Here is a 24861-nt window from a genome sequence, read left to right on the forward strand (position 1 = left end):
CCTCTATACTTTTCGTACAGTTTTTCGGTTAAGCGATATAATGTATCTATCATTCTATTGAATTATGCTTATGAGTTCACCCATTGATTTCAATTCAAAAACTATCCTGATTACCGGGGGCGCCGGTTTTATTGGTAGTCGTTTAGCACATTATTTCCAACGGAATTATCCAAAAGCCAGGGTTATCGTGTTTGACTGTTTTCGTTCCGGCGAAACCTTTCCCCATGGCAACCTGGTCAGCTTTGGCCATTACAAAAATCTATTAGGCTTTAGTGGCGAAGTCATCTGCGGTAGCATTAACCGGTCTGAAGATTTGGCGCGATTACATGATTACCGGTTTGATTACATTTTTCATCAGGCGGCAATTTCCGACACCCGGGTTTATAACCAGGAAATTGTCATCCAAACCAATGTAAATGCCTTTGCTGATATTCTGGCACTGGCCAAAAAAGATCGTGCAACCGTTGTTTACGCCAGTTCAGCGGCAACTTACGGCTCTCAGCCTTCGCCTCAGACGATAGGCAAAGAACGACCGGAAAACCCGTATGGCTATAGCAAATATGCTATGGATCAACTCGCCAATCGTTTTAGCCGCGACAACCCTGACCTATCTGTGACTGGCCTGCGTTATTTTAATGCCTATGGTGCCGGTGAGTTTTACAAGGCCAAAACCGCCTCGATGGTGTTGCAATTAGGTCATCAAATATTATCCGGCACTGCACCACGCCTGTTCGAACACTCCGATAAAATCATGCGGGACTTTGTTTATATTGACGATGTTATTCAGGCCAATATTAAAGCCTGTCAGCCGAAAAAAACCGGCGTATATAATGTTGGCACAGGTATCGCCCGTAGTTTTCAGGATATTGCGGATATCTTACAACGGGAGCTCGGCACCGATTTAGGTACGGATTATTTCCCCAACCCCTATACCGGCTATCAGATGCACACCCAGGCGGATATTAGTCTGACGCAACGCTATCTTGATTATCAACCTGAATTTACGCTGGAAAAAGGCATTAAAGCCTATCTGCCGGAAATAAAACGCCTGTTTACTGAAGAAAACAATGAACCTGTTTAAAGACCAAAACCCCAATATTCTGGTCATCGGCGATCTGATGATCGATCATTATCTATGGGGGCATTGCGACCGTATCTCGCCTGAAGCGCCGGTGCAGGTGGTCAATATTACAGAAGAAAAACGCCAACTTGGCGGCGCCGGTAATGTAGTGAACAATCTTGTTACTCTGGGTGCTAAAGTTAAATTGATTAGCGTACTTGGCGATGATGAGGCCGCTAGCCAGCTGCATCGCCTATTGGCCGATATCCAGGTGGATACCGCGCATTTAATCACGCAGCCAGGGCGTAAAACGACACAGAAAAGTCGTATTATCGCCGCACAGCAGCAAATTGTTCGTTATGATAATGAAACGCTTCTGCCGATTGATATAGCCTCGGAAAACAAGATTTTAGAGGCACTCACGCAACAGCTTCCTACGATTGATATTGTTTTATTGTCGGACTATGGCAAAGGTGTTTTAACTGACAGACTGACCCGGAAAATCATTCACTGTGTCAATCAGGCCGGCAAAAAGGTCTTGGTTGATCCCAAAGGCCAGGATTATTCCAAATATAAACAGGCTTATTTATTGACGCCTAATAAAAAAGAAGCCTCCTTGGCGACCGGCATTAATATCTGTGATCAAAACAGTCTGTCACAAGCCATCTACCAGCTTAAAACACAGCTACAACTGGCTGTTTCCTTGATTACGCTTAGCGAACAGGGGATTGCTGTCTATACAGACAAACTTAAGGTACATCCCACCCAGGCACGTGAAGTGTTTGATGTTACAGGCGCAGGTGATACCGTTTTGGCATCGTTAGGTTTTGCTTTGGCGTGTAACAGTCCTATCGATGATGCCGTTAATTTCGCCAATCTAGCCGCTGGCGTTGTGGTTGGAAAAATGGGCAGTGCCACCGTGTCTTTGAGTGAAATTATCGAATATCAATCCAGCTTGAATCACTCCACGAGCGAATCCCACATCAAAACACGCGATGAAATACAGCGATTGATAACTGAATTGAAAAGTCGCGATAAAAAAATTGTGTTTACCAATGGCTGTTTTGATATTTTGCATGCAGGCCATGTGCGTTATCTGGAAACGGCGAAAAGCTTTGGTGATGTCTTGATTGTCGGATTGAACGCCGATGCTTCGGTTAAACGCTTGAAAGGTGAGCTTCGCCCGATCAATCCGGAAATGGACCGGGCTTATTTACTGGCCGCTTTAGAAGCCGTTGATTATGTCGTTATTTTTGAAGAAGATACGCCACTGGAGTTGATTCGCATGGTGCAGCCGGACATTCTGGTTAAAGGAGGGGATTACGAAGGCAAGCCTGTCGTCGGCCAGGACATTGCCGGTGAACTCAAACTGGTTCAATTTGTCGATGGAAAAAGTACCACGCGCACCATTGAAAAAATCCGCACCTCACTTTCATAATCCACACCATGATAAAAACGATTCAGCACGAATTTACCGACCATCTTAAGGTGGCCGAGAACAGCCTGTCACAACTTGCCGATAAATTGGAAATGGCTACTCGGCTTTGCTTAGCCTCGTTAGAAAACGGTGGGAAACTACTGATTTTTGGTAACGGCGGTTCGGCGGCTGATGCGCAGCATATCGCCGCTGAATTGGTGGGCCGCTATAAAAAGGAGCGCAAGGGACTTGCGGCAATTGCCTTGACAACCGATAGTTCTGCTTTGACGTCAATTGGAAATGATTTTGGATTTAACCATTTATTTTCTCGCCAGGTTGAAGCCTTAGCACAGCCTGCGGATATCCTGTTAGGTATCAGCACCAGCGGCAACAGCACCAATGTCATTAACGCATTGGCCTTAGGGCGAGAAATGGGCTGTAAAACCATTGGTTTTAGTGGCAACACGGGCGGTGCAATGAATGGTTTATGCGATGTGACGTTAATTGTGCCAAGCAACGATACGCCCAGAATTCAGGAAATGCATATTTTGTTAGGGCATACCTTATGTCACTTGATTGAACAGCATTTTTGAGGGTCGGGCAAATGTATCTCCTGCATCCAGAAAACAATATAACTGATGTTACGTCGTGACGATAATAGGCCGAAAATTTTCGGTCAGTGGTGATGAATGGGGCTAATGAAAATAGACACAGAGCGCACAGATTTTCTATTCTCTGTGCGCTCTGTGGTCTGAAGTGTCGATAAATAATAGAGCTCAGAGAAAGCTTTTTCTGCATCCATATCCTGATGTAATATTGAGAGTGTTATAAAAAAAATCTATAAGCTTTCACGGCCAGGTGTGCTGATTGCAAGTATAATAGCCCGCCTATGAAACCCGCATTTGTACATCTTCGCATCCATTCCGAATTTTCCCTGGTTGATGGGATTGTCCGTTTAAAACCGCTGGTTAAGGCCTTAGGCGATATGAATATGCCGGCGGCGGCATTGACCGAGCAATTCAATCTGTTCTCCCTAGTCAAGTTTTATACCGCCAGTCGTGCCGCCGGCATCAAGCCGATTGTCGGCAGCGATATTTATTTGTTCAATCCTGAAGATCCAGATTTGCCTTACCGATTAACCCTGTTGGCAAAAAATCAACAGGGTTATATTGCCTTGACCGAATTGATTTCAAAAGGTTATCAGGAAGGCCAGTATTTAGGCGTTCCAATGCTGAGAACAGAATGGCTGGAGCAGAACCATGATGGACTGATTGCGCTTTCTGGCGCGATGGAAGGGGACGTAGGCCGCGCCCTGTTGCAAGATAAACAGGATCTGGCGCGCCAGCGGGCAGCTTTTTGGTCAGAATTGTTTGCCGATTGTTTTTATCTGGAATTACAGCGCATTGGCAAACAAAATGAGGCACAGTATATTGCCGCAGCAGTCGATTTGGCGGCTCAGATGGATTTGCCGGTGGTTGCCACCAATGATGTCCGTTTTTTGAAGCGAGAGGATTTTGCCGCTCACGAAGTCAGAGTGTGTATTCACCAAGGGCGTGTACTAGATGATAGCCGGCGGCCAAGAAATTATACCGAGCAACAATATTTGCGCAGCAGTGAAGAGATGCAAGCCTTGTTTGCCGATATTCCTGAAGCGTTGGCAAACAGCGTGGAAATTGCCAAACGATGTAATGTCGAACTGACGCTGGGGAAAAACTTTTTACCGGATTTTCCTGTACCGGAAGGGATGACATTAGACACGTTTTTTGCCGAACAGGCGCGTAAAGGCCTGGAACAGCGTTTGCAACAACATCCACCTTTTGGCAAGGGCTCAGAAGATGAAAACCGTAAGGTTTACGAGGAACGGTTACAGTTTGAGTTGGATGTAATTATCCAGATGGGCTTCCCCGGTTACTTCATGATCGTGGCCGATTTTATCCAGTGGGCCAAAAATCATGATATTCCGGTCGGGCCAGGCCGAGGCTCTGGTGCTGGATCACTGGTTGCTTACGCTTTGAAAATCACCGATCTTGATCCGATTGAATTTGACTTACTATTTGAGCGATTCCTTAACCCCGAACGGGTATCGATGCCTGATTTCGATATCGATTTCTGCATGGAGCGGCGTGATGAAGTAATTGATTATGTCGCGCGCCATTATGGCCGGGAAAAGGTGTCGCAAATCATCACCTATGGATCGATGGCGGCCAAGGCAGTGGTACGCGATGTTGGCCGGGTATTAGGCTTGTCCTATGGTTTTGTCGACCGGCTGGCCAAGCTGATTCCATTTGAAATCGGCATGACGTTGACCCGGGCGCTGCAAGAAAGCGCTGAACTGAAAGAACTGTATGACGCAGAAGAAGATGTCAAAACTCTGATCGATATGGCTTTATCGCTGGAAGGCATTTCCCGTAATGCAGGGAAACATGCCGGTGGCGTGGTGATTGCCCCCAGCAAGTTGACCGATTTTACCCCATTGTATTGTGAGGAGGGTGGCGGCAATTTGGTCACCCAATTTGATAAAAATGATGTGGAAGCGGTTGGCCTGGTCAAATTCGACTTTTTAGGCTTGAGAACGTTGACCATTATTGATTGGGCATTGGAAACCATCAATCGTAAAAAACAACAGCTCGGTGAGTCTTTGGTCGATATCAGCCAGATTCCGCGGGATGATCCCAAAACCTACGCCTTGTTTGAAAAATGCCAGACCACGGCAGTATTCCAGTTGGAATCGCGTGGCATGAAGGATCTGATCAAAAAACTCAAACCCGATTGTTTCAACGACATTATCGCCCTGGTGGCATTGTTTCGTCCGGGACCGCTGGAATCGGGTATGGTCGATGATTACATCAAGGTCAAACATGGTGCCAAAGCCGAATATGCTCACCCTTTGCTGGAGCCTATTTTAAACCCGACCAATGGCGTTATTTTGTATCAGGAGCAAGTGATGCAGATCGCCCGTGAAATGGCGGGCTACACCTTAGGCGGTGCGGATATGCTCCGGCGGGCGATGGGGAAGAAAAAGCCGGAAGAAATGGCCAAACAGCGGGCTATTTTTACCGAAGGTGCGGTCAATAACGGGATTGATGAAGGCATTGCCACCTATATTTTTGACCTGATGGAAAAATTTGCAGGCTACGGATTCAATAAATCCCACTCCGCCGCCTATGCACTGGTCGCCTATCAGACCGCCTGGCTGAAGGCGCATTATCCAGCCGAGTTTATGGCGGCGGTAATGTCCTCGGATATGGATAACACCGACAAAGTAGTGGTGTTGATTGAAGAATGCCGACAAATGGGCTTGCCGGTTTGTCCGCCCGATATCAATGTTTCCGAATATCGTTTCACGGTCAATGAACAAGGAGAGATTGTTTATGGCATTGGCGCGATAAAAGGCGTGGGCGAGGCGGCAATTGAAGATTTGCTGGAAGAGCGCAAACAAAACGGCAAGTTTGCCGGGCTCTATGATTTATGCAAGCGGGTCGAATTGCGTAAAGTCAATCGTCGGGTTCTGGAGGCGTTGATCAAAGCCGGCGCATTGGATTCGATCAACCCCAATCGCGCCGCACACCTGGCGGAACTGGGTACTGCAATCAGAGTGGCCGAACAGCACGATAAAATGCGACAGGCGGGGCAAACCGATTTGTTTGGCTTGGTGGTGGAAGCCGATAGCGAGGAAACCCATCAGGAAAACTATGCCGACAAAACCGTGCCCTGGACAGAAAAACAACGTCTGCAACATGAAAAACTAACGCTGGGATTGTATTTAACCGGACACCCGATTGGCGAATATGAGCAAGAACTCAAAGCGATCACCCATGGCCGTATTGCCGATTTACTGGCTGATGCAGAACGCAGTAAAGGAAAACTGGAAGGCCGGGTGGCGGGGCTAGTGGTCGAAATGCGTACTCGACAAACCAAACAAGGCAGAATGATGGGGTTTGCCACGCTGGACGATCGCACCGCCAGGCTGGAAGTGGCGGCTTTCAGTAAAGTCTATGAGGAATATCGCGAAGTGATGAAAAACGACGCCATTTTAGTGGTTGAAGGTGGCATGGCGATGGATGATTTTTCTGGCATGTTGCGTGTCACAGCAGAAAAAGTCTATACCATTGAGCAAGCGCGCGAAGCGTTTGCCCGCCATCTTCTGCTTAAATGGAATGTTTCAGAACAACAAAAGGGCAGGGAGCAGCTTGAAAACTTGAAACAGACACTCAGCCCCTTCTGTGGCGGACAGACGCCGATCGTGATTCAATATCAATCCAGTCAGGCCAGGGCGACGATCAAATTAGGCGATGCCTGGCGCGTCAGACCAGAAGACGAACTACTGAAGCGTTTATGTCATCTGTTTGGTGAGACGGCGGCAACCATAGCGTATCGCTAAGGTTTTATTCATCTGGAATTGACGATGCGCTGTAATCAATATCGATAATGGTATACAACACGGCGGCATGATCACCGCTTTTAATGCGCACTTCATCATCAAAAGTTTTTTTCAATAAGGCGCGTGCTAACGGGGAATCCAGACTGATATAGCCTTTTTGGCCATCAATCTCGTCAGCACCGACGATGCGATAATAAACCTTTTCCCCATCTTCTTTTTCCAGTGTCACCCACGCGCCAAAAAAAACCTGATCTTGATTGGCGGGAATATCTCTGACGACAGTCAGGGAAGGCAGGCGTTTTTGCAGATAATGGATGCGCCGGTCGATGCCGCGTAATTCTTTTTTTCGATAAATATATTCGGCATTTTCCGAGCGATCACCTTCCGCGGCGGCGGCAGATAATGCGGCGGTGACTGCCTTGCGTTTTTCCCACAGTTCATTCAGTTCGCTTTCCAGACGCTGATAGCCTTGTGCTGTGATATAGGGCGATGATTTTGGGCAGGGTGGTTTCCAGCGGGCCATGTTCTTTTGCTTTAAAACGCTTTATGATAGTAGGTTTTTTTACAGAGCAATGCTCTTTCCCAATAGATATTATGCAAATTTCAGATAAAAAAGCAGTTTCCATTCATTATACCTTAACCAATGATGCGGGGGATAAACTCGACAGTTCCATTGGTGCAGAACCTTTAACTTATTTGCACGGCTCAGGCAATATTATTCCGGGCCTGGAAAATGCATTGGAAGGCAAAGATGTCGGTGACAAATTTACCGTGACCATTCCGGCTGAAGAAGCGTATGGTGAAAAACAGGCCGAAATGATTCAGGTTGTGCCTAAAAGTATGTTTGATGGCATGCCAGTGGAAGTGGGCATGCAGTTTCAGGCCCAGGTCAGTAACGGCCCTGGCATTATTACCGTGATTGCCATCAATGGCGATGAAGTCACCATTGATGGCAATCACCCGTTAGCCGGTGAAGCGTTGACCTTTGATGTGGAAGTGACCGATGTCAGAGAAGCGACCGAGGATGAACTGGCACATGGGCATGTGCATGGAGAAGGCTGTCAGCATTGATGAGAAAGGAGGCTTTGACGAATAAAAAGCTGGTATTACTGCTGCTGACAGCGGTCACCGTTGTCGGCGGCTATGCTTTTTTACGTTACGCCTATGGAGTAACCGATTCAATGCCATTTACCCAGGAAATCGTTCTGATTATTCTGGGGACGGTGGCGACGGTTTTGATTACCGCATTATTGCTGAATCAACAAACAGCGGTTGAAATCGAAAAAGAACAAAGCATCAAATTCATCGAGCTGAAAACCAAAACCTATGAAGAGTTGATCGACCGTATCGAAGCGATGTCCTTGGTAGAGCAAATTGATTGCCAGGACTTGATTCGACTGCGTTTTATCATGCATCGGCTGGCGATTTTTTCATCGCCCGAAGTCTTGAACGAATTTCATAATTTTCTGGCAGTGTTAACCGATTGTGTCGCCAATGGCACGATTCAGGATAACGGCACCGAAATCTCGATGGCCTTGGCCAGTCTGACCATACGGATTCGGCAGGATTTGATCGGCGAAATGGATGACATGGGGAATTACTCGCAGGAACACATCAAAAAACTGATCTTGCGAAATTCCGATGAGTCGATGGCGCTTAAAATAAGCCAAACCGAATAGCTTGTAGCTTGGGTTAGCGTAGCGTAACCCAACGGAACGCAACTGACGCCGAAGTGTCGGGTTACGGCATGCGTCTGTCTGAACTGACTAATTTATTACAGTGAGAAATCTATTATGCAAACAGCTAAACAGGAAGCACTCAACACCATTAAGCAACTGCCGGAAAATACCGATATGGATGAGATCATGTACCGGCTTTATGTGCTGGATAAGATCAGGAAGGGTCAGGAAGTGGTGGAACAAGGAAAAGTCATCACCAGCGAGGAACTCAAGCGGGAAATTGATTCATGGTGATTTGGTCGGAAGTGGCCAAGGCTGATTTACGTTCGATCCATGATTTTATTGCCCACGACTCGAAGCACTATGCCAAGAAGGTTACGCAGGATATTCGGGAGAAAACGGATGTGCTGGATGATTTGCCAAAGATGGGCAAGAAAGTACCGGAAGTGAATGATGAAGCTATCAGGGAACTATCGCTGTATTCCTACCGAGTCATCTACGAGATCAAAAGCCAGGGCATTTTTGTGTTGGCCGTGGCGCATAAGCGGCGGGATTTGAAGGTGGCGGATGTTTCGAGAGAGCAATAAAATAGCTTGTAGGTTTGGTTAGCGTAGCGTAACCCAACGGAACGCAACCGATGCCGAAATGTCGGATTATGGCTGATGCCTAACCCGACCTACGGGCTAATGTTGCTGGAGTGTGGTGTGCTAGCCCAAAAAAATTCATAAACGGTTACATTAAAATCTTTCTTCTATGTCCTGTCGACCTATTATCGCCATGATTTCAACAACATCGCTGTTAATACGATAATAAATACTATCTGCGCCATAAACACTACGCCGATAACCTTCACGAATATAATCAACGGCTTGATAAAGATAAGGCTGATCCGCGATTTTCTCAAAGTGTTCTATGAGACCGTTATAATATTTATCAGCGTGTGTCTCACCATATTCATGAAAGCCATATAACCAAATTCTGCGTAAATCCGCTTCGGCTTCGGCTGAAAGTCTATAAGTCCCCATTACGACGCGCTTCTTCCTTGAGCTCCGCGAGAATATCTCCGGCTGTTTTGTCTGTAAAGCCATTATTTTCAGCTCTTAAGAGTCTGGCACGGATATAGTCAATCTCGTTTTGTTGCGCACGCGCTTTTCGTATGAGGTCGTTTATGACTTCGCTTTTACTGCTATATTCTTCGCTTTCAACTTGCGCTTTAAGCCACTTATCATTCGGTGTTGTTATCGAAATGCTTTGTCTGACCATAACGTCACCCCCCATAAATAATTACACCACATTAAAATCAATATTACACCACATAAGAACTACATTAAACAAAAAACAGTATTTTCCATCCATGCACTTCTTTATTAGTTTCATGTCAACGCAACTCGTAGGTTGGGTTAGCGTAGCGTAACCCAACGAACGAAACGGATGCTGGAATGCCGGGTTACGGCTGACACCTAACCCGACCTACGATTTTTTAGCGGTAAAACAGAAAATACCCCAACGCAAACAACCCAGTTTCGATAAACGCGATGCCCCAAAAATAGAGAACAAACAACATCAGCTTAACGCCGGGTTCGACGGGTTTTTTTCTGCATAGTAGCAGGCTGATCAGGGCGGCAAGCGATAATAACAGGACCAAGCCAGTGATATAGGGATTCATATCAATCCTTCGGAGGAGGAGGGGCGATGACTTCACGGCTGCCGCCAGCCTGAGGTGAGCTGACCACGCCCTGGGCTTCCATTTCCTCGATCATTCGGGCAGCTCGGTTGTAACCGACCTTAAAGCGGCGTTGCACGCTGGAAATCGAGGCTTTTCGGGATTCGGTGACAAACGCCACGGCTTCATCATAAAGGCTGTCCAGGTCACTGCTGTCGCTCCCGGTGCTGATGTCGCCACTGTCGCTGCGCTCCTGGGTGATTTCGTCCAGATAATTGGCCGGGCCGGTTTTTTTCAGAAATTCGACCACGCGGTGAACTTCATGGTCATCGACAAATGCGCCATGGGCACGAATCGGAATACTGGTGCCGGAGGGCAGAAACAGCATATCACCATTACCCAGCAATGCTTCGGCGCCCGATTGATCCAGCACCGTGCGTGAATCAATTCGTGATGAAACCTGAAAGGAAATCCGCGTCGGGATATTGGCTTTGATCAGGCCGGTCAACACATCAACCGAGGGGCGCTGTGTGGCCAGAATTAGATGGATACCGGCAGCCCGGGCTTTTTGTGCCAGACGGGCGATCAATTCCTCGACTTTTTTACCGACAATCATCATCATATCGGCTAATTCGTCGATTACGATGATAATACTGGGCAGCGTTTCCAGGGTGGGGATTTCAATCTCGTCCGCTAATGGGTCGGTGTTTTGAAATAAAGGGTCGGCAATGGGCTCACCTTTGGCGTTGGCTTCTTTGATCAATTGATTGTAACCGGCGATATTTCTGACGCCGAGTTTCGACATCAGCTTGTAACGTCGTTCCATCTCCGCTACCGACCAACGCAAGGCATTTTGCGCATCTTTCATGTCGGTGACCACCGGTGTCAGTAAATGCGGGATACCTTCATAAACCGACAGTTCCAGCATTTTAGGGTCAATCATGATCAGCCGGATTTGTTCCGGTGTGGATTTGTACAGCAGGCTTAAAATCATGGTATTGATCGCCACCGATTTACCGGAACCTGTGGTGCCGGCCACCAGCGCGTGCGGCATTTTGCCAAGGTCTGCCATCACCGGGTTGCCGGAAATGTCTTTGCCCATCGCCAGGGTCAGGTTGGAGCGGGCTTTTTCGAAGGCTTTAGAACCCAATAAATCCTGGAGCGGTACAATTTCACGTTCCTGATTGGGAATTTCCAGACCGATGACTGATTTTCCTTCAATCACTTCCACCACCCGGACGCTGGTCACCGACAAACCTCGCGCTAAATCTTTGGCCAGCGAGGTTATACGGCTGACTTTGACGCCGGCCGCCAGTTGCAATTCAAAACGGGTAATAACAGGCCCCGGCAATACGGCGACGACTTCGGCGACGATGTTGTAATCCTGTAAAACATCTTCGACCATGCGGGACAAATCTTCCAGTTCGGCCTGGGAATAGCGTTTGACCTTGGTTTCTCGTTTCTCCAGTAAAGACAAGGGGGGCAGCGCACCTGCCAGGTTTTTTTCATCGAACAAATCGATCTGTTTTTCTTTGATGCTGCGTTTACTGACTTCAACTGTATTCAGACTGGGTGCAATCTTGAGTTTTGATTTTTTTGTCGGTTTTTCTTTTGCGGCAGAGGCAGATTTTTGCACTTTTTTGGGGGCGATAGTCGGTTTTTGCCGCCGGTTTTGCCAAAAATCCTGTCCTCTTTTGGCTAGAAAACGACAGATGATCAAGGTTAATTTGCCTACATTGTCCATTACGCCAAACCAGGATAAGCCGGTGAATAGGGTAATGCCCGCTAAAAATATGGCTAATAACAGCAGGGTGGCGCCGGAATCGCCAAGTAGGATAATCAGGTAATCGCCGATTTCCTGGCCGATGATACCGCCGGTCGTGGTCGGGAGTTCCAATGGAACCCGCAATAGATGTAAATAGAACAGTGCGGCACCCGATAGGATGGTGGCAATAAAGCCGCTCCAGCGGATGGCTAGTATCCAACGGTTGTTTTCCCGTTTAGCTTGGGTGTAGGTCAGATAACCATGCCAGAACAACATAACTGGAAATAAAAAAGCCATCAGGCCAAAAAAACTGAGGCTAAAGTCTGATAACCAAGCACCGATGACACCACCGGCGTTTTTGATAACAGGAGAGGTGCCGCTATGGGTCCAGCCGGCATCTTCATGACTGAATGTGACCAGGGAAATTAAAAAAAATAGCGCTAGACTGGCAAAAAATAAAAAAGCGACTTCACGCAAACCGCGTATGGTGGTTTCTTTTTCGATGACTGCAACCATGATTTGCTACAAGAAATGTTTAATAAAACATCATTATAGATTATTTATCGAATATTTCACCTTAAGAGATTCTTAGCTTGTGACGGTGATGATAGCTACGTTGGGTTGAAAAAGACTACTGTGGATGATTGGCAGGGTTTAATGCGCTACTTATACGCCGTATAATGAGAAATTGACTGTTTAAATGGAGTATAAGGAAATGGCTGAAACAAAGCACTGCAAATTATTGATTTTAGGTTCTGGGCCGGCCGGCTATACCGCCGCGATTTATGCTGCGCGGGCTAATCTGAAACCGGTTTTGATTACCGGTATGGAGCAAGGCGGGCAGTTGACGACGACAACCGATGTCGATAATTGGCCGGGAGATGCCGATGGTGTTCAAGGGCCAGAACTGATGGCGAGAATGCAGCGCCATGCCGAACGATTTGAAACAGAAATCATTTTCGACCATATCCATAGCGTTGACTTAAAACAGCGTCCGTTTATGTTGCAAGGCGATGCGGGCAGTTATAGCTGTGATGCGTTGATTATTGCGACTGGGGCATCAGCCAAATATTTGGGTTTGCCCTCTGAAGAAGCCTTTAAAGGGAAAGGCGTTTCAGCATGTGCAACCTGTGATGGTTTTTTCTATAAAAATAAACCCGTTGCGGTAATCGGCGGCGGAAATACAGCCGTGGAAGAAGCGTTGTATTTATCCAATATCGCCTCAAAGGTCACGGTGGTACATCGACGTGATAAGTTTCGTTCAGAAAAAATTCTGGCCGATAAACTGATTGAGAAATCTAAAACCGGCAATGTCGAAATTTTGTGGAATCATGTGCTCGATGAAGTGCTTGGTGATGATATGGGGGTAACCGGTATTCGGGTCAAAAATGTCCAGGATGCTTCAACTCAGGATGTGGATGTGCATGGTGTCTTTATTGCCATTGGTCATCAACCCAACACGGCCATGTTCGAAGGCCAGTTGGCTATGGAAAATGGCTATATTGTGGTGAACAGTGGTTTGAAGGGAAATGCTACAGCGACCAGTGTGGAAGGTGTGTTTGCGGCCGGTGATGTGATGGATCAGGTGTATAAACAAGCCATAACCTCAGCCGGTGCCGGCTGTATGGCAGCGCTGGATGCGGAAAAATATCTGGATGCTCTGGACGAACAATAAGTCGTGGAGATGCCGTTACAGATGCTCAACCCGTTTGATCCGCAACAGCCATTTCCAGACCCGGAGACGGCATTAATTGAACCGAATGGACTGTTGGCGGTTGGTGGTTGTTTGTCTATGCAACGTTTGTTGAATGCTTATCAACACGGCATTTTTCCCTGGTTCAATTCTAACGAACCTATTTTATGGTGGTCACCCGATCCGCGGCTGGTGATTGTGCCGGGGCAAGAAAAAATTTCCCGTAGCCTAAAAAAAACGCTGCGTAGAGGCATTTATAAGGTGACCTATGATAGGTGTTTTGTAGATGTCATGAAGGCTTGTGCTGCGCCGAGGCAAAATACGACTGGAACTTGGATTACCGAAGAGATACTGGAGGCTTACCAACGATTACATCAGCATCATTTCGCGCATTCAGTGGAGGTCTGGAAAGGGGATGTGCTAGTCGGTGGGTTGTACGGTGTGGCAATAGGACAGGTGTTTTTTGGTGAATCCATGTTTCATCGCCAAACTGATGCCTCGAAGGTTGCATTTGTTACCTTGATGGCGCAGCTACGGCAATGGGGGTATCAGTTGGTTGATTGTCAGGTTCGCAGCGAGCATTTGTTGAGCTTAGGCGCTAAAGAGATACCGCGTTCGCAATTTAACGCCTTGTTACAGCACTATTGTTCTGCCAACGTGTCTGAGCAAGCCTGGAAAGAGAGATGATTTCGGTACCTTTGTTTCTGACCGAACCGCATGAATGCAGTTATCTTGATGACCAAGCGGCGCAGACCGTGTTTGTGCATCCAAGTTATCCTGTCAATACGCCTGTCTATTCACTTTTGATAGAAAAAGGTTTCCGGCGCAGTGGTGATGATGTCTATGCGACGAAGTGCCCAGCCTGTACAGCATGTCTTTCTGCACGGATTCCTGTATCCAGGTTTAAACCCGACCGACGGCAGCGGCGCTGCTGGCGTAAGAATCATGATACGCACACAATCATAAAAAATGCTCAGTTTGATCCGCGGCATTTTGATTTATATCTCAAATATCAAAACTTCAAACATCCCGGTGGTTCTATGGCCGAGGTGGATGAAGCAGAATATAACCGTTTTTTAAGCAGCTCATGGTGTGATACACGTTTTGTTGAGTTTTGGCGACAAGATCAGCTGATGGCTGTTGCCGTCGTTGACTTTTTAGGCGACGCATTGTCCGCCGTGTACACCTTTTTTGAACCCGACTTAGCCCATTTCAGCCCGGGCACCTATGGGGTATTGTGGCAAATAGACTATGCCAAAAAGCACGGTATGGAATATGTCTATCTGGGATACTGGATCGAACAGTGCCCGAAAATGAGTTATAAAAGCCAGTATAAGCCGCTGGAAGTATTAATTGGCCAACATTGGCGCATGGCAGGAGAATGACGATGGTTGCTGAAACATTAAAATTGCGTCGGGTCGATATCGACACTTATCACGAAAATGTCGCTTATTTGAATCGGCAATGCCCTGTTTATCGAGCCGAAGGCTTTCAGGCGTTATCAAAAATTGAGATCAGAACCGATGGTAAGCGCGTGATGGCAGTTCTGAATGTGGTCGATGATGATGCCATTGTTCAGCCAGGTGAGTTAGGATTGTCGGAACAGGCTTTCGAGAACATGCGGGCTGACGAAGGTACGGAAGTTGCTGTCAATCATGCTGAGCCACCACGTTCGATGGATGCGGTGCGGCGTAAAATTAATGGTGAGCGCTTAAGCAAGCAGGATTTTTCGGATATTGCCTGCGATATTGTTGAAATGCGTTATTCCAAAATGGAAATGGCGGCATTTTTGGTGGCTACCGGACAAAATAATCTGGATCGGGATGAATTATTGTATTTAACGCAGGCCATGCTGGAGTCGGGGGACCGGGTGGACTGGCATGAGCCGTTAGTCGCTGACAAGCATTGTATCGGTGGTATTCCAGGGAATCGGACGTCTATGTTGGTGGTGCCGATTGTCGCCGCACATGGTATGTTGATTCCAAAAACCTCCAGTCGCGCCATCACCTCGCCAGCTGGAACCGCCGATACCATGGAAGTGTTGGCAAATGTCAATCTAACGCCGGAGCAGCTGCAGGAAATTGTGCATTTAGAGCGTGGTTGTTTAGCTTGGGGCGGTACGGCTCGGCTGGCACCTGTTGATGATTTGCTGATTTCAGTTGAGCGGCCGTTAGGGATCGATTCGCAAGGTCAAATGGTCGCTTCAATCTTATCCAAGAAATTAGCAGCCGGATCCACTCATTTATTGATTGATATTCCTGTGGGTCCAACGGCTAAAGTCAGGCAAATGCGTCAAGCTTTGGCATTGCGTAAATTGTTCGAATTCGTTGGCGATCGCTTGAATATTCATTTAGAGGTTATGATTACTGATGGCCGGCAGCCGGTCGGGCGCGGTATCGGGCCTGTTTTGGAAGCGCGTGATGTGATGCAGGTGTTGAATAATAGTGCCGATTTGCCTCAAGATTTGCGTCAGAAATCATTGCAACTGGCAGGGCGTATCATCGAGTTTGATCCCGATGTGCGTGGCGGACAAGGTTATGCGATTGCAAGAGATATCCTGGAATCTGGCCGGGCTTGTGCCAAAATGAAACAGTTGATCAAGGCTCAAGGCGCTAAAGAAATTGATCTGACACCCGGGCATTTATGTTATCCGGTAGTAGCAGAGGACAATGGTATTGTCACTCATATTGACAATTTTCAAATGGCCAAAATCGCTCGTTTGGCCGGTGCGCCAATGGATAAAAAAGCAGGCGTCGATCTGGTCAAAAAACTGGGCGATGCCGTGACAAAAGGCGAAACACTCTATTACATCTATGCTGAGTTTCCGGCTGATTTTGAATTCGCGAAAAAATTAGCACAGCAAAACAATGGCTATCGCATGGGTGAAGCGACTTCTGTGCTTGAGCCTTTGATTGAATAATGTTTCAGCGTTATTTAACAATACTTTCTAGCGAAGCTAGGCCTATTAAGCCGCGGAATAAAATTAAATTCTGCTGAATCAAACCATAGCATTCATAGCTATCGTTCTGGTCGCTGCACTCTCGTACTAGGATATGCAAGGCCATATTGCTTTTGAGCTGGGCAAGTAGTTTTTTATCGATACTGATTTTATGCTGGGTATAGACCATTGGGTTGTTTTTAAAATCATGGTGTTTTTTCATGGCTTGTTCTAGGGGCTGTTGGAGTTTGTCATATCGCGTGGCGATCGCTCTGAAATGCTTAAGTCTTGCAAACACATTTTCAACGAGATGGCGATATTTGTAGAGACACCAATCCATTTCATCATTTCCCCGAGTTGAATTCTTTTTTTCTTGGGATAACAGGAACAGCCCCTTTGTCTTTAATTTGAAGACGTAATGCTTCACTGTCATAGCCTCTGTCAGCAACTATATAGTCACCTTTTGGGAGCTCTGCAACTAATTTCGGTGCTTCTTTACAGTCATGAACTTCGCCGCCTGTCACTGAGAAATGAATAGGAAGACCACAGGCATCAACGGCCATATGAATTTTACTGGTGTTCCCGGCGACAGATTTCCCTATCGCTGTTTCTTGTTCACAGGCCGCACCACTACTATGCTGATGTGCTTTCACAATACTCCCATCAATAAATTCCCATTCCAGGTCTGGATCAACAACCAAGGCGTTAAAAATACCCATCAGTTTTTCTTTACGAGACCAGTCAACAGCCCCTAGCAAGGCACAAGAAATCAGACTGCTGGGAAATATTTCCGGGAAGTTGGCTTTATCATTTAATTCGTCAAAATATTGTGATTGATCGATAAATGATCCACATAAAAAGTTTTTGGCGTTACTGGTATTCATGAATTTACGTTTCAGGAAAAAGCCAGTGTCGCTAATATAGCTGCGGTCGGGATGCTGTTTTAAATCTGGAAATGCTGAAAAATCCTGTGCAGGTAAAAACAAAGGCTGGGCTGATTCTTTTTTGAAGCCCGTGAGTGCGAGTTTGCCATCGGCTTTTACGATAACGCGATTGCTCAGGATATTGTTTTTAAATTGAGCGGGTCTTATTTCCACATTGACGTGTTGGCCGGGTTTGACAGCATTGGCGAAGTTAAACTGGTAATTGCTGTAGGATAAATTGTGTTCGATGATGCATTTTAAATCCTCGTTGTTTTTTCGGTGTTCTGCAAGTTGACCTTCAATCAATGATTCAAGCTGGAAGCCTAAAACAATAGGGCCTTGAAAAGGATTTTGGCGAATTTCATGCCATTTGTGTGGATCATGGAACAGATTGAAATCATCGGTCGCATTGCGAGAGACATCAATATGCAGCTGTTGAAAGCAAAAGGTTGAGGATGTTTTGGCCATGGTCGATTCTTCCGGTAATTTAAGGCAGGTAGTTTTGAGGGTATTGCGCTATACTTTCTTAAGGTTATTTTAAGGTAACTGCTCACCCGGTTGTGTTTTAGCCGGAGTAGGCCATTGATTTATCAGGACACGTGAATACATCCATGTAGTTCTGCATAACATCCCTGTTATGCAAGCCTGATAAATCAACAACCTACACCTGCTTTTTAGAGGGGGGTGAGTAGTTACATTTTAAGTTTGGAATAAGGTATCTGTTTTGGAACATGTTTTAAAAAAAATTTTACAGTCACCACAATTTAAACAAAATATTGCCTGGTCTCGAAAGCATTTTTTACCGAATAGCGAAATTATTCGACAAGGCGAGACCGGAAAAACCCTGTTTATTATCGAGTCTGGGAAAGTGCAAGTAACCGGAAGTGTGGCGTTGGAAAACAAAAAAATCAAGACGGGGTTTTGTGAGTTTGGCCCTGGTGCTGTATTTGGCGAAATGTGTTTGCATCAAGAGCAGGTGCGGATGGCGACGGTGACGGCAATAACCGAAGTGGATGCCTTGGAAATTGACGGACAAAAACTCAGCGTTTTTCTGGATGACCATCCTGTCGAGGGCTATTTGTTCTACAAAGGAATGTTTGAGGTGATTAGTTCGCGTCTGGATCTTGCCAATCAACGCATAGAAAACCTGATGGCCTGGGGATTAAAAGTACATGATATTGAAAAGCACTTAGGGTGAGGGGTGGAGATGTCAGAATGAGCGATACTAAAATTAAACTAACCACCAGCTTTCAGCATTATTTTGCAGTGCAATTAGCGACAACTGCTGAGCTGAAAAGCAAAGTCTATCATGTGCGTTATCGCGTTTATTGTGATGAATTTGGCTATGAGCCGGTTGAATTGTATCCTGATCAGGAAGAAAAGGATGAGTATGATGATACGTCTCTGCATTGTTTGATTATGCATAAGGATAGTGGTTTGCCAGCAGGTTGTGTGCGGCTAGTGCCAGCCTATGCTCAGGGTGAATTCAGGTTGCTGCCTTTGGAAAAACATTGTGCAGAGAGTCTGGATCAACAACAGATTGAACAGATGAATCTGGATCGTAAAACAGTGTGTGAAATTTCCAGACTGGCTGTCGATCGCGTTTTCCGCCGCAGGAGTGGAGAAGAACTGACGCGATTCGGTGAAGTTGATGGCTTAGATGTTACGCATCAAGAACGGCGCACCTTTTCCTTGATTGCGATTGCAGCTTTTTTAGCAGCGACGGCGATGACTGATTTGAGCCGCAAAACCAATGTATTTGCGATGATGGAACCTTTTTTGCCGCGCATGATGAAGCGTTCGGGCATTATTTTTGAAAAAGTGGGGTTTGATATGGATTATCGCGGGATTAGAGCGCCGTATTTTATTCAGACCGAGTCGGCATTGACCCATATGCAGCCGGATTTACGGGATTTATATGACTGGATTTATCGACAATTGGCGCAACAATACAGTGACGCCGAGTTATGAGCTGAATGGATACTCTTTTTAATCTAGCCGAATCTATTTTATACCAGTCAACCCGGGAACAGGTAATTGAACGAACCCAAGCCGCTCAAAAGATACTCGACCAAACCGCTTTAAACCTGGAGTTTGATTGTCCCGTTCGTGCTGTAACCGAAGTTTGTTTTCCCGCCCGCCCAGTTTTGTTACCGCCGCGGGAAATGCCAAGGCGGAGTCTCAATAGTCTGGAAGGTAAAGCGGCGTTTTTTCATGCCCTGGCACATATTGAATTTGTCGCCATTTATCTGGCTTGGGATATTATTTATCGGTTTAGACCATTGCCAGAAGCCTTTTATCGGGATTGGTTGCAGGTGGCGATAGAAGAAGCGGAACATTTTCAGATGCTCAGACACCACCTTCGGCAATTTGGCGTCGATTATGGTGATTTGCCTGCACATCGTGGGTTATGGAACCATGCGATCGACAGTGCCGATGATCTGCTGGCACGGCTGGCTATTGTGCCGCGCTGCATGGAGGCGCGTGGTCTCGATGTTACGCCAGCGATGATCGAAAAATTTCAAAACATCGGCGATAAGACCAGTGTCGATATTCTTTCTAAAATACTTCACGATGAAATTGGGCATGTCAAAACAGGTTCTTTCTGGTTCAAGTTTTTTTGCCGCCAGCAACAAAAAGATTTTGAACAAACTTATCGGGAATTATTGAATGATTATTATATTGGCAAACCAAAGGGGCCTTTTAATCGGGAAATGCGTATAATTGCAGGCTTCACTCCTGATGAAATTGACTGGTTGGAACAGCTGCATGAATAAAAAGCCCATCTTTAATTATCCGTTGTTTGCTCTTGGCTTCCGAACCTTTTTCCTGTTGGCAGGCTTGTCGGCGTTGTTACTGATAAGCTTGTGGAATAATATTTACGATGGCCGACTGCATACCGATTTGTATTTTCCGACCGTTTACTGGCATGCCCATGAAATGTTGCTGGGTTATTCCACGGCAGTTATTGCCGGATTTTTGTTGACGGCGGTTAAAAACTGGACCGGGCGGGAGACAACCACGCCAGATCAACTGGCGGGCTTAGGGTTGCTTTGGCTTTATGGGCGGATTATGCCGTTTTATTCCGAGTTGATTCCCGATGTTTTGATTGCTGCGGTTGATTTTGCTTTTCTGCCGTGGTTGGCCTGGCTCATCAGCCGTCCGTTATTGGCGGCTGCAAATTACCGGAATCTGATATTTATTTTGATGCTGGCGTTGATGGCGACAGGTAATGGATTGTTGCATCTGGAAATTTTAGGCGTCACAGACAATACAGGTTGGCAAGGAATCACCCTGGTCGTGATGGTTATTTTAAGCATGATTTTGGTGCTGGCGGGCCGCGTATTTCCTTTTTTTACCGAGCGCGGTCTCAAGGGCGTGATGGCTATTCGGAATCCGGCGTTGGATATCGCTGGTGTCGCTTTCGCCGTCGTCAGTTTCGGACTGGTTTTGGTCGGTGTTAAAGGTGCGTTGCTGGCAACCGTCGCCGTATTAGCGTTGATCGTCAATCTAGCACGGGTTTGGGGCTGGTATAATCCAAAAATATGGTATGTCCCCCTGTTATGGGTACTTTATTTAGGGTATGCCTGGATTTTATTAGGATTTGCCATGCTGGCGCTGTCGGCGTATGGCGTCGTGTCTTATTCTGTCGCCTTACATGCTTTTACCGTGGGCGGTATCGGTGTGATTACCTTAGGCATGATGGCGCGCGTTGCCTTAGGTCATACAGGTCGTGTCTTGAGGGCATCGAATGCGATTGCTGTGGGCTTTGTGTTGATCAATTTAGCTGCGCTGTTCCGTGTTTTACTGCCTTCCGTTTTTCCGGCAGGGTATGATACATGGCTGTTGATTTCCAGTTATATCTGGCTAGCCGCCTTTGCCTTGTTTTTTCTGGTTTACAGCCCAATTTTGACATCACCTCGAGTTGATGGGCAGCCTGGCTGATAATCCTTTGCTTAAAGCTCGCCGCAGCCTATAATAAATATTTGTTTTTCAACGCTTGGGCGTTGTTGTTCTTTAAATAACTGATTGAAATCATGCGTTGTCCGTTTTGTGGTGTTCAAGATACTCGGGTTATTGATTCCCGCCTTGCCGGTGAAGGCGACCAGGTTAGACGACGCCGGGAATGCGTTGCCTGCAAGGAACGTTTTACCACCTATGAAGTGGCGGAGTTATCGCTGCCACAAATCGTCAAGCGAAATGGTGAGCGTGAAGCCTTCAATGAAGCCAAACTTCGTGCGGGCATTCAGCGCGCGCTGGAAAAAAGACCGGTTAAGGCTGATGAGGTGGAAGCGGCCATCAGTCGTATTAAAAAAACATTGACCCGTACTGGTGAACGGGAATTTAAGGCCAGGGAGTTAGGCGAGGTGGTGATGAAAGAACTCAGTCAGCTTGACCCGGTTGCCTTTATCCGTTTTGCCTCGGTTTATCGCAGTTTTGAAGATGTCAGCGAATTTACCGACATGATTGCCAAACTCAAAGCCAAATGAACGCATTCACCGATTATGAATTTATGGCCAGGGCCATCGCCTTAGCCAAACGCGGCTGGTACACCACAGACCCCAACCCTCGCGTAGGCTGTGTATTGGTTAAAGATGGCCGGGTGATTGCCGAAGGTTGGCACCAGTATGCCGGCGGTCCCCATGCGGAAATCGTTGCCCTCAATCAGGTGAGTGATGCGGAGGGTGCAACCTGTTATGTGACGCTCGAACCTTGCAGCCATCATGGTCGCACCGGGCCTTGTTGCGAAGCCTTGATAAAGGCGGGCATTGCTCGGGCGGTTGTTGCCATGCAAGATCCTAATCCACAAGTGGCCGGACGTGGCCTGCAAAAAATGCGTGAGGCAGGGATAGCTGTCGAAGTCGGTGTGTTGCAAAAAGATGCCGAAGCCTTAAATCCCGGTTTTATCAAACGTATGCGACACGGTCTGCCGTGGCTGTGTAGCAAGCTGGCGATGAGCTTGGATGGACGAACAGCAATGGCGTCCGGCGAAAGTCAATGGATAACCTCGGCTGCATCGCGTGCCGATGTACACCGTCTGCGCGCCGAAAGCAGTGCCATTGTAACCGGCATCAACACAGTCCTGGCCGATGATCCATTGCTGAACGCGCGGGTCGATTTTGAGATTAAGCAGCCGATTCGTATTGTGCTCGACTCCCACTTGAAAATGCCGCCCGGCGCGCGAATGCTCAAACACCTCGACTCCCCCGTCTGGATTATTACAACAAGCCCGGATACCGATAAAAAACAGGTGTTGGAGCAGGCCGGTGCCGAAGTTTTTAAGCTGTCTTCAAAGGATAACACGTTGGATTTACACTCGGTTTTCAAATGGTTGGCGCAACAGCACATTAACCAGGTCTGGCTGGAAGCGGGGGCAATTTTGAATGCGGCCTTGCTGGAAAGCGGGCTGATCGATGAGTGGTTGGTGTATATGGCACCTTGCGTGATGGGCGACCAGGCGCGCGGACTTTTTCATTTGCCTCAGCTTGAAACAATGGCTCAGCGCCATCAACTTGTGTTTAATGATGTCCGGAAAATTGGTCCGGATTTACGACTCACCTTAACTCAAAAATAAATAGCATGTTTACTGGAATCATTCAGGCGGTTGGACATATTGCCGCCATTCAAACGAAAGGTGGCGATTGTCGTTTAACCCTCAACACCGGCACACTACCGCTGCAGGACGCAAATCTTGGCGACAGTATTGCTGTCAATGGCGTGTGTTTGACAGCCATAGAACTTGGCGCAGATTATTTTTGTGCCGATGTATCCAATGAAACCCTGGCCCGAACAACGCTAAAAGATGCCGGTATCGGCATGGCCGTCAATCTGGAATTGGCCTTGACACCGACGACTCGCTTAGGTGGACATATTGTCAGCGGTCATGTTGATGGACTTGGCAAGGTGATCGATAAAAAGCCGGACGGACGTTCGATTCGATTTCGTTTTAAAGCACCGGATAATCTGGCTCGTTATATTGCCGAAAAAGGTTCGATTTGCATCAATGGTATCAGTCTGACCGTCAATACGGTTGATGGTGCTGTATTTGATGTCAATATCGTTCCGCATACCTTGCAGAAAACAACGCTAGGTACGACTGAAGTTGGTGATGTCGTCAACTTAGAAGTCGATTTGCTGGCGCGTTATATGGAGCGATTGATGCAGGGTGAGGCGGCGGCTAAACCGAATGGTGGCATTACCGAAGAACTTTTACAAAACTCTGGATTTTATCGTTAATGAACAGTACTGAAGAAATTATTGAAGACCTGCGTCATGGCCGCATGGTCATTATCATGGACGATGAAGACCGGGAAAATGAAGGTGATTTGGTTATGGCGGCCTCGTTTGTGCGGCCTGAAGATATCAACTTTATGGCACGCTATGGGCGTGGCCTGATTTGCCTGACATTGACGCCCGAACGCTGCCAGCAATTGCGATTGCCGCTGATGGTCAATGACAATCAGGCCGTACATTCAACAAATTTTACCGTTTCCATAGAGGCCGCCGAAGGTGTTACGACCGGAATTTCGGCGGCGGACAGAGCATTGACCATTCAAAAGGCCGTGGCTAAAGATGCTAAACCGGATGACTTGGTTCAACCGGGACATATTTTTCCGTTGATGGCGCAGCCCGGTGGTGTTTTGCATCGCGCAGGCCACACCGAAGCCGGTTGCGATTTAGCGCGCTTGGCCGGTCAAGAGCCTGCGGCGGTGATTGTTGAAATTCTGAATGAAGATGGCAGTATGGCAAGGCGGCCTGAGCTGGAAGTCTTTGCCAAACGGCATCAGCTCAAAATTGGCACCATCGCCGATTTGATTCAATACCGGATTCAGCACGAAAATACGCTAGAGCGTATCAGTCAATGCCGCTACCCCACTGAATTTGGTGATTTCACCCTTTATGCCTATCAGGACAGAAATGACAACAATGTTCATTTGGCTCTGGTGATGGGCGATGTCGCCGGCGATGAGCCGGTATTGGTGCGTGTTCATGCGCGTAATGTATTAGATGATGTGTTTTTTTCCAAACGTTCGAGCAGTCATTTGCCTATTCGGGAAGCGATGCGGAAAATTTCTGAAGAAGGCAAGGGCGTTTTGGTAGTAATCCGGCCGAGTGAAACCAATAAAGTATTGGTGGAACAAATTCACCGTTATCAAATGGAAGATAATGGCGTACAAATTCCGCATGAGAACAGCGAAGAAGGGCACTGGCGCACGACCGGCACCGGCTCCCGGATTCTGGCAGATTTAGGCGTTCGGCGCCTTAAAGTCATGGGCGCACATAAAAAATACAAAGGTCTGGCAGGCTTCGACCTGGAAGTGGTTGAGCATACTGAATAACA

At 47.1% G+C, this 24861-nt stretch carries 25 protein-coding genes and 1 pseudogene; 20 read left to right on the forward strand and 6 right to left on the reverse strand.

Going from position 1 to position 24861, the window contains the following annotated elements; translation table 11 throughout:
• The first annotated feature begins 70 nt into the window (after window positions 1-70).
• The 4 genes from rfaD to dnaE all read left to right on the forward strand — a co-directional run bounded on the left by rfaD (window position 71) and on the right by dnaE (window position 6858).
• On the forward strand, window positions 71-1081 hold the full coding sequence (rfaD, locus tag JEU20_RS11415; RefSeq protein WP_198246708.1) for an ADP-glyceromanno-heptose 6-epimerase: 1011 nt from the start codon (window positions 71-73) through the stop codon (window positions 1079-1081).
• The gene (rfaE1, locus tag JEU20_RS11420; protein ID WP_198246215.1) at window positions 1068-2498 is read left to right on the forward strand and encodes a D-glycero-beta-D-manno-heptose-7-phosphate kinase; all 1431 of its coding nucleotides are present in this window, start codon (window positions 1068-1070) and stop codon (window positions 2496-2498) included. The genes rfaD and rfaE1 overlap by 14 nt, the downstream gene beginning before the upstream one ends.
• A gap of 8 nt (window positions 2499-2506) precedes the next feature.
• Window positions 2507-3070, forward strand: coding sequence for a D-sedoheptulose 7-phosphate isomerase (gene gmhA, locus JEU20_RS11425; protein ID WP_198246217.1), 564 nt, complete (start codon window positions 2507-2509; stop codon window positions 3068-3070).
• Window positions 3071-3366: 296 nt separating this feature from the next.
• Window positions 3367-6858 (forward strand): DNA polymerase III subunit alpha, encoded by a 3492-nt coding sequence (gene dnaE / locus JEU20_RS11430; protein WP_198246219.1) that lies wholly within the window; start codon window positions 3367-3369, stop codon window positions 6856-6858.
• Between the two features lie 4 nt (window positions 6859-6862).
• Here dnaE and greB read toward each other — a convergent pair whose 3' ends face one another.
• Window positions 6863-7381, reverse strand: coding sequence for a transcription elongation factor GreB (greB, locus tag JEU20_RS11435; protein WP_198246221.1), 519 nt, complete (start codon window positions 7379-7381; stop codon window positions 6863-6865).
• Window positions 7382-7452: 71 nt separating this feature from the next.
• On the opposite strand from greB, the gene JEU20_RS11440 reads away from it, so the two are divergent.
• From JEU20_RS11440 to JEU20_RS11455, 4 genes are all read left to right on the forward strand, one after another.
• A complete protein-coding gene (locus JEU20_RS11440; protein WP_198246223.1) occupies window positions 7453-7929 on the forward strand; it encodes an FKBP-type peptidyl-prolyl cis-trans isomerase in 477 nt (158 codons plus the stop codon).
• Between the two features lie 14 nt (window positions 7930-7943).
• Complete coding sequence (locus JEU20_RS11445; RefSeq protein WP_245395236.1) at window positions 7944-8537, forward strand: hypothetical protein; 594 nt, start codon at window positions 7944-7946, stop codon at window positions 8535-8537.
• Between the two features lie 114 nt (window positions 8538-8651).
• Window positions 8652-8831, forward strand: coding sequence for a hypothetical protein (locus JEU20_RS11450; RefSeq protein WP_198246225.1), 180 nt, complete (start codon window positions 8652-8654; stop codon window positions 8829-8831).
• Window positions 8825-9124, forward strand: coding sequence for a type II toxin-antitoxin system RelE/ParE family toxin (locus JEU20_RS11455; RefSeq protein WP_198246227.1), 300 nt, complete (start codon window positions 8825-8827; stop codon window positions 9122-9124). The genes JEU20_RS11450 and JEU20_RS11455 overlap by 7 nt, the downstream gene beginning before the upstream one ends.
• Before the next feature lie 150 nt (window positions 9125-9274).
• Here JEU20_RS11455 and JEU20_RS11460 read toward each other — a convergent pair whose 3' ends face one another.
• The 4 genes from JEU20_RS11460 to JEU20_RS11475 form a co-directional block, all read right to left on the reverse strand.
• Window positions 9275-9562 carry a type II toxin-antitoxin system RelE/ParE family toxin gene (locus JEU20_RS11460; protein WP_198246229.1) on the reverse strand — a complete coding sequence of 96 codons (288 nt, stop codon included), beginning with the start codon at window positions 9560-9562 and terminating at the stop codon, window positions 9275-9277.
• A complete protein-coding gene (locus JEU20_RS11465; RefSeq protein ID WP_198246231.1) occupies window positions 9549-9800 on the reverse strand; it encodes a ribbon-helix-helix domain-containing protein in 252 nt (83 codons plus the stop codon). Before JEU20_RS11465 ends, JEU20_RS11460 begins: the two co-directional genes overlap by 14 nt.
• A 217-nt stretch (window positions 9801-10017) precedes the next feature.
• Entirely contained in the window at window positions 10018-10203 is a 186-nt protein-coding gene (locus JEU20_RS11470) for a hypothetical protein (protein WP_198246233.1), read from the reverse strand.
• Between the two features lies 1 nt (window position 10204).
• Window positions 10205-12481 carry a DNA translocase FtsK gene (locus tag JEU20_RS11475; protein WP_198246235.1) on the reverse strand — a complete coding sequence of 759 codons (2277 nt, stop codon included), beginning with the start codon at window positions 12479-12481 and terminating at the stop codon, window positions 10205-10207.
• A gap of 199 nt (window positions 12482-12680) precedes the next feature.
• Here JEU20_RS11475 and trxB point away from each other — a divergent pair, with 199 nt between their 5' ends.
• The 4 genes from trxB to JEU20_RS11495 are packed head-to-tail and all read left to right on the forward strand — an operon-like array spanning window position 12681 to window position 16578.
• Window positions 12681-13640, forward strand: coding sequence for a thioredoxin-disulfide reductase (trxB, locus tag JEU20_RS11480; protein ID WP_198246237.1), 960 nt, complete (start codon window positions 12681-12683; stop codon window positions 13638-13640).
• Between the two features lie 9 nt (window positions 13641-13649).
• Window positions 13650-14345 carry a leucyl/phenylalanyl-tRNA--protein transferase gene (aat, locus tag JEU20_RS11485; RefSeq protein WP_198246239.1) on the forward strand — a complete coding sequence of 232 codons (696 nt, stop codon included), beginning with the start codon at window positions 13650-13652 and terminating at the stop codon, window positions 14343-14345.
• Window positions 14342-15043: an arginyltransferase gene (locus tag JEU20_RS11490; protein ID WP_198246241.1), complete on the forward strand. Its 702-nt coding sequence runs from the start codon at window positions 14342-14344 to the stop codon at window positions 15041-15043. The genes aat and JEU20_RS11490 overlap by 4 nt, the downstream gene beginning before the upstream one ends.
• A 2-nt stretch (window positions 15044-15045) precedes the next feature.
• Window positions 15046-16578 carry a thymidine phosphorylase family protein gene (locus JEU20_RS11495; protein WP_198246243.1) on the forward strand — a complete coding sequence of 511 codons (1533 nt, stop codon included), beginning with the start codon at window positions 15046-15048 and terminating at the stop codon, window positions 16576-16578.
• A 10-nt stretch (window positions 16579-16588) separates the two neighbouring features.
• Here JEU20_RS11495 and JEU20_RS11500 read toward each other — a convergent pair.
• A pseudogene (locus JEU20_RS11500) lies at window positions 16589-17336 on the reverse strand (IS5 family transposase); the annotation flags it as partial.
• Window positions 17337-18243: 907 nt separating this feature from the next.
• On the opposite strand from JEU20_RS11500, the gene JEU20_RS11505 reads away from it, so the two are divergent.
• The 8 genes from JEU20_RS11505 to ribBA all read left to right on the forward strand — a co-directional run bounded on the left by JEU20_RS11505 (window position 18244) and on the right by ribBA (window position 24859).
• Window positions 18244-18717 carry a cyclic nucleotide-binding domain-containing protein gene (locus tag JEU20_RS11505; RefSeq protein ID WP_198246245.1) on the forward strand — a complete coding sequence of 158 codons (474 nt, stop codon included), beginning with the start codon at window positions 18244-18246 and terminating at the stop codon, window positions 18715-18717.
• A gap of 17 nt (window positions 18718-18734) precedes the next feature.
• Window positions 18735-19490, forward strand: a complete 756-nt coding sequence (locus JEU20_RS11510; RefSeq protein WP_198246247.1) for a PEP-CTERM/exosortase system-associated acyltransferase — start codon at window positions 18735-18737, stop codon at window positions 19488-19490.
• A gap of 5 nt (window positions 19491-19495) precedes the next feature.
• Window positions 19496-20296 (forward strand): ferritin-like domain-containing protein, encoded by an 801-nt coding sequence (locus JEU20_RS11515; protein ID WP_198246249.1) that lies wholly within the window; start codon window positions 19496-19498, stop codon window positions 20294-20296.
• On the forward strand, window positions 20289-21464 hold the full coding sequence (locus tag JEU20_RS11520; RefSeq protein WP_198246250.1) for an NnrS family protein: 1176 nt from the start codon (window positions 20289-20291) through the stop codon (window positions 21462-21464). Before JEU20_RS11515 ends, JEU20_RS11520 begins: the two co-directional genes overlap by 8 nt.
• A 92-nt stretch (window positions 21465-21556) precedes the next feature.
• Window positions 21557-22009, forward strand: a complete 453-nt coding sequence (gene nrdR, locus JEU20_RS11525) for a transcriptional regulator NrdR (RefSeq protein WP_198246252.1) — start codon at window positions 21557-21559, stop codon at window positions 22007-22009.
• The gene (gene ribD, locus JEU20_RS11530) at window positions 22006-23094 is read left to right on the forward strand and encodes a bifunctional diaminohydroxyphosphoribosylaminopyrimidine deaminase/5-amino-6-(5-phosphoribosylamino)uracil reductase RibD (RefSeq protein WP_198246254.1); all 1089 of its coding nucleotides are present in this window, start codon (window positions 22006-22008) and stop codon (window positions 23092-23094) included. Before nrdR ends, ribD begins: the two co-directional genes overlap by 4 nt.
• Before the next feature lie 5 nt (window positions 23095-23099).
• Window positions 23100-23756 (forward strand): riboflavin synthase, encoded by a 657-nt coding sequence (locus JEU20_RS11535; RefSeq protein ID WP_198246256.1) that lies wholly within the window; start codon window positions 23100-23102, stop codon window positions 23754-23756.
• Window positions 23756-24859: a bifunctional 3,4-dihydroxy-2-butanone-4-phosphate synthase/GTP cyclohydrolase II gene (gene ribBA, locus JEU20_RS11540; protein ID WP_198246258.1), complete on the forward strand. Its 1104-nt coding sequence runs from the start codon at window positions 23756-23758 to the stop codon at window positions 24857-24859. Before JEU20_RS11535 ends, ribBA begins: the two co-directional genes overlap by 1 nt.
• Window positions 24860-24861: the final 2 nt, after the last annotated feature.

This window comes from methane-oxidizing endosymbiont of Gigantopelta aegis (genome assembly GCF_016097405.1).
In the GTDB taxonomy this organism is placed as follows: domain Bacteria; phylum Pseudomonadota; class Gammaproteobacteria; order Methylococcales; family Methylomonadaceae; genus Methylomarinum.

What these genes read in the sequence shown, in the direction of transcription:
- JEU20_RS11450 (WP_198246225.1), top strand. Translation starts at nt 8,652, where the DNA reads ATGCAAACAGCTAAACAGGAAGCACTCAACACCATTAAGCAACTGCCG.
- JEU20_RS11515 (WP_198246249.1), top strand. Translation starts at nt 19,496, where the DNA reads ATGGATACTCTTTTTAATCTAGCCGAATCTATTTTATACCAGTCAACC.
- JEU20_RS11460 (WP_198246229.1), bottom strand. Translation starts at nt 9,562, where the DNA reads ATGGGGACTTATAGACTTTCAGCCGAAGCCGAAGCGGATTTACGCAGA.
- gmhA (WP_198246217.1), top strand. Translation starts at nt 2,507, where the DNA reads ATGATAAAAACGATTCAGCACGAATTTACCGACCATCTTAAGGTGGCC.
- JEU20_RS11455 (WP_198246227.1), top strand. Translation starts at nt 8,825, where the DNA reads ATGGTGATTTGGTCGGAAGTGGCCAAGGCTGATTTACGTTCGATCCAT.
- JEU20_RS11520 (WP_198246250.1), top strand. Translation starts at nt 20,289, where the DNA reads ATGAATAAAAAGCCCATCTTTAATTATCCGTTGTTTGCTCTTGGCTTC.
- JEU20_RS11475 (WP_198246235.1), bottom strand. Translation starts at nt 12,481, where the DNA reads ATGGTTGCAGTCATCGAAAAAGAAACCACCATACGCGGTTTGCGTGAA.
- JEU20_RS11470 (WP_198246233.1), bottom strand. Translation starts at nt 10,203, where the DNA reads ATGAATCCCTATATCACTGGCTTGGTCCTGTTATTATCGCTTGCCGCC.
- aat (WP_198246239.1), top strand. Translation starts at nt 13,650, where the DNA reads ATGCCGTTACAGATGCTCAACCCGTTTGATCCGCAACAGCCATTTCCA.
- ribBA (WP_198246258.1), top strand. Translation starts at nt 23,756, where the DNA reads ATGAACAGTACTGAAGAAATTATTGAAGACCTGCGTCATGGCCGCATG.
- JEU20_RS11440 (WP_198246223.1), top strand. Translation starts at nt 7,453, where the DNA reads ATGCAAATTTCAGATAAAAAAGCAGTTTCCATTCATTATACCTTAACC.
- JEU20_RS11535 (WP_198246256.1), top strand. Translation starts at nt 23,100, where the DNA reads ATGTTTACTGGAATCATTCAGGCGGTTGGACATATTGCCGCCATTCAA.
- JEU20_RS11510 (WP_198246247.1), top strand. Translation starts at nt 18,735, where the DNA reads ATGAGCGATACTAAAATTAAACTAACCACCAGCTTTCAGCATTATTTT.
- JEU20_RS11490 (WP_198246241.1), top strand. Translation starts at nt 14,342, where the DNA reads ATGATTTCGGTACCTTTGTTTCTGACCGAACCGCATGAATGCAGTTAT.
- nrdR (WP_198246252.1), top strand. Translation starts at nt 21,557, where the DNA reads ATGCGTTGTCCGTTTTGTGGTGTTCAAGATACTCGGGTTATTGATTCC.
- ribD (WP_198246254.1), top strand. Translation starts at nt 22,006, where the DNA reads ATGAACGCATTCACCGATTATGAATTTATGGCCAGGGCCATCGCCTTA.
- trxB (WP_198246237.1), top strand. Translation starts at nt 12,681, where the DNA reads ATGGCTGAAACAAAGCACTGCAAATTATTGATTTTAGGTTCTGGGCCG.
- dnaE (WP_198246219.1), top strand. Translation starts at nt 3,367, where the DNA reads ATGAAACCCGCATTTGTACATCTTCGCATCCATTCCGAATTTTCCCTG.
- greB (WP_198246221.1), bottom strand. Translation starts at nt 7,381, where the DNA reads ATGGCCCGCTGGAAACCACCCTGCCCAAAATCATCGCCCTATATCACA.
- rfaD (WP_198246708.1), top strand. Translation starts at nt 71, where the DNA reads ATGAGTTCACCCATTGATTTCAATTCAAAAACTATCCTGATTACCGGG.
- JEU20_RS11495 (WP_198246243.1), top strand. Translation starts at nt 15,046, where the DNA reads ATGGTTGCTGAAACATTAAAATTGCGTCGGGTCGATATCGACACTTAT.
- JEU20_RS11465 (WP_198246231.1), bottom strand. Translation starts at nt 9,800, where the DNA reads ATGGTCAGACAAAGCATTTCGATAACAACACCGAATGATAAGTGGCTT.
- rfaE1 (WP_198246215.1), top strand. Translation starts at nt 1,068, where the DNA reads ATGAACCTGTTTAAAGACCAAAACCCCAATATTCTGGTCATCGGCGAT.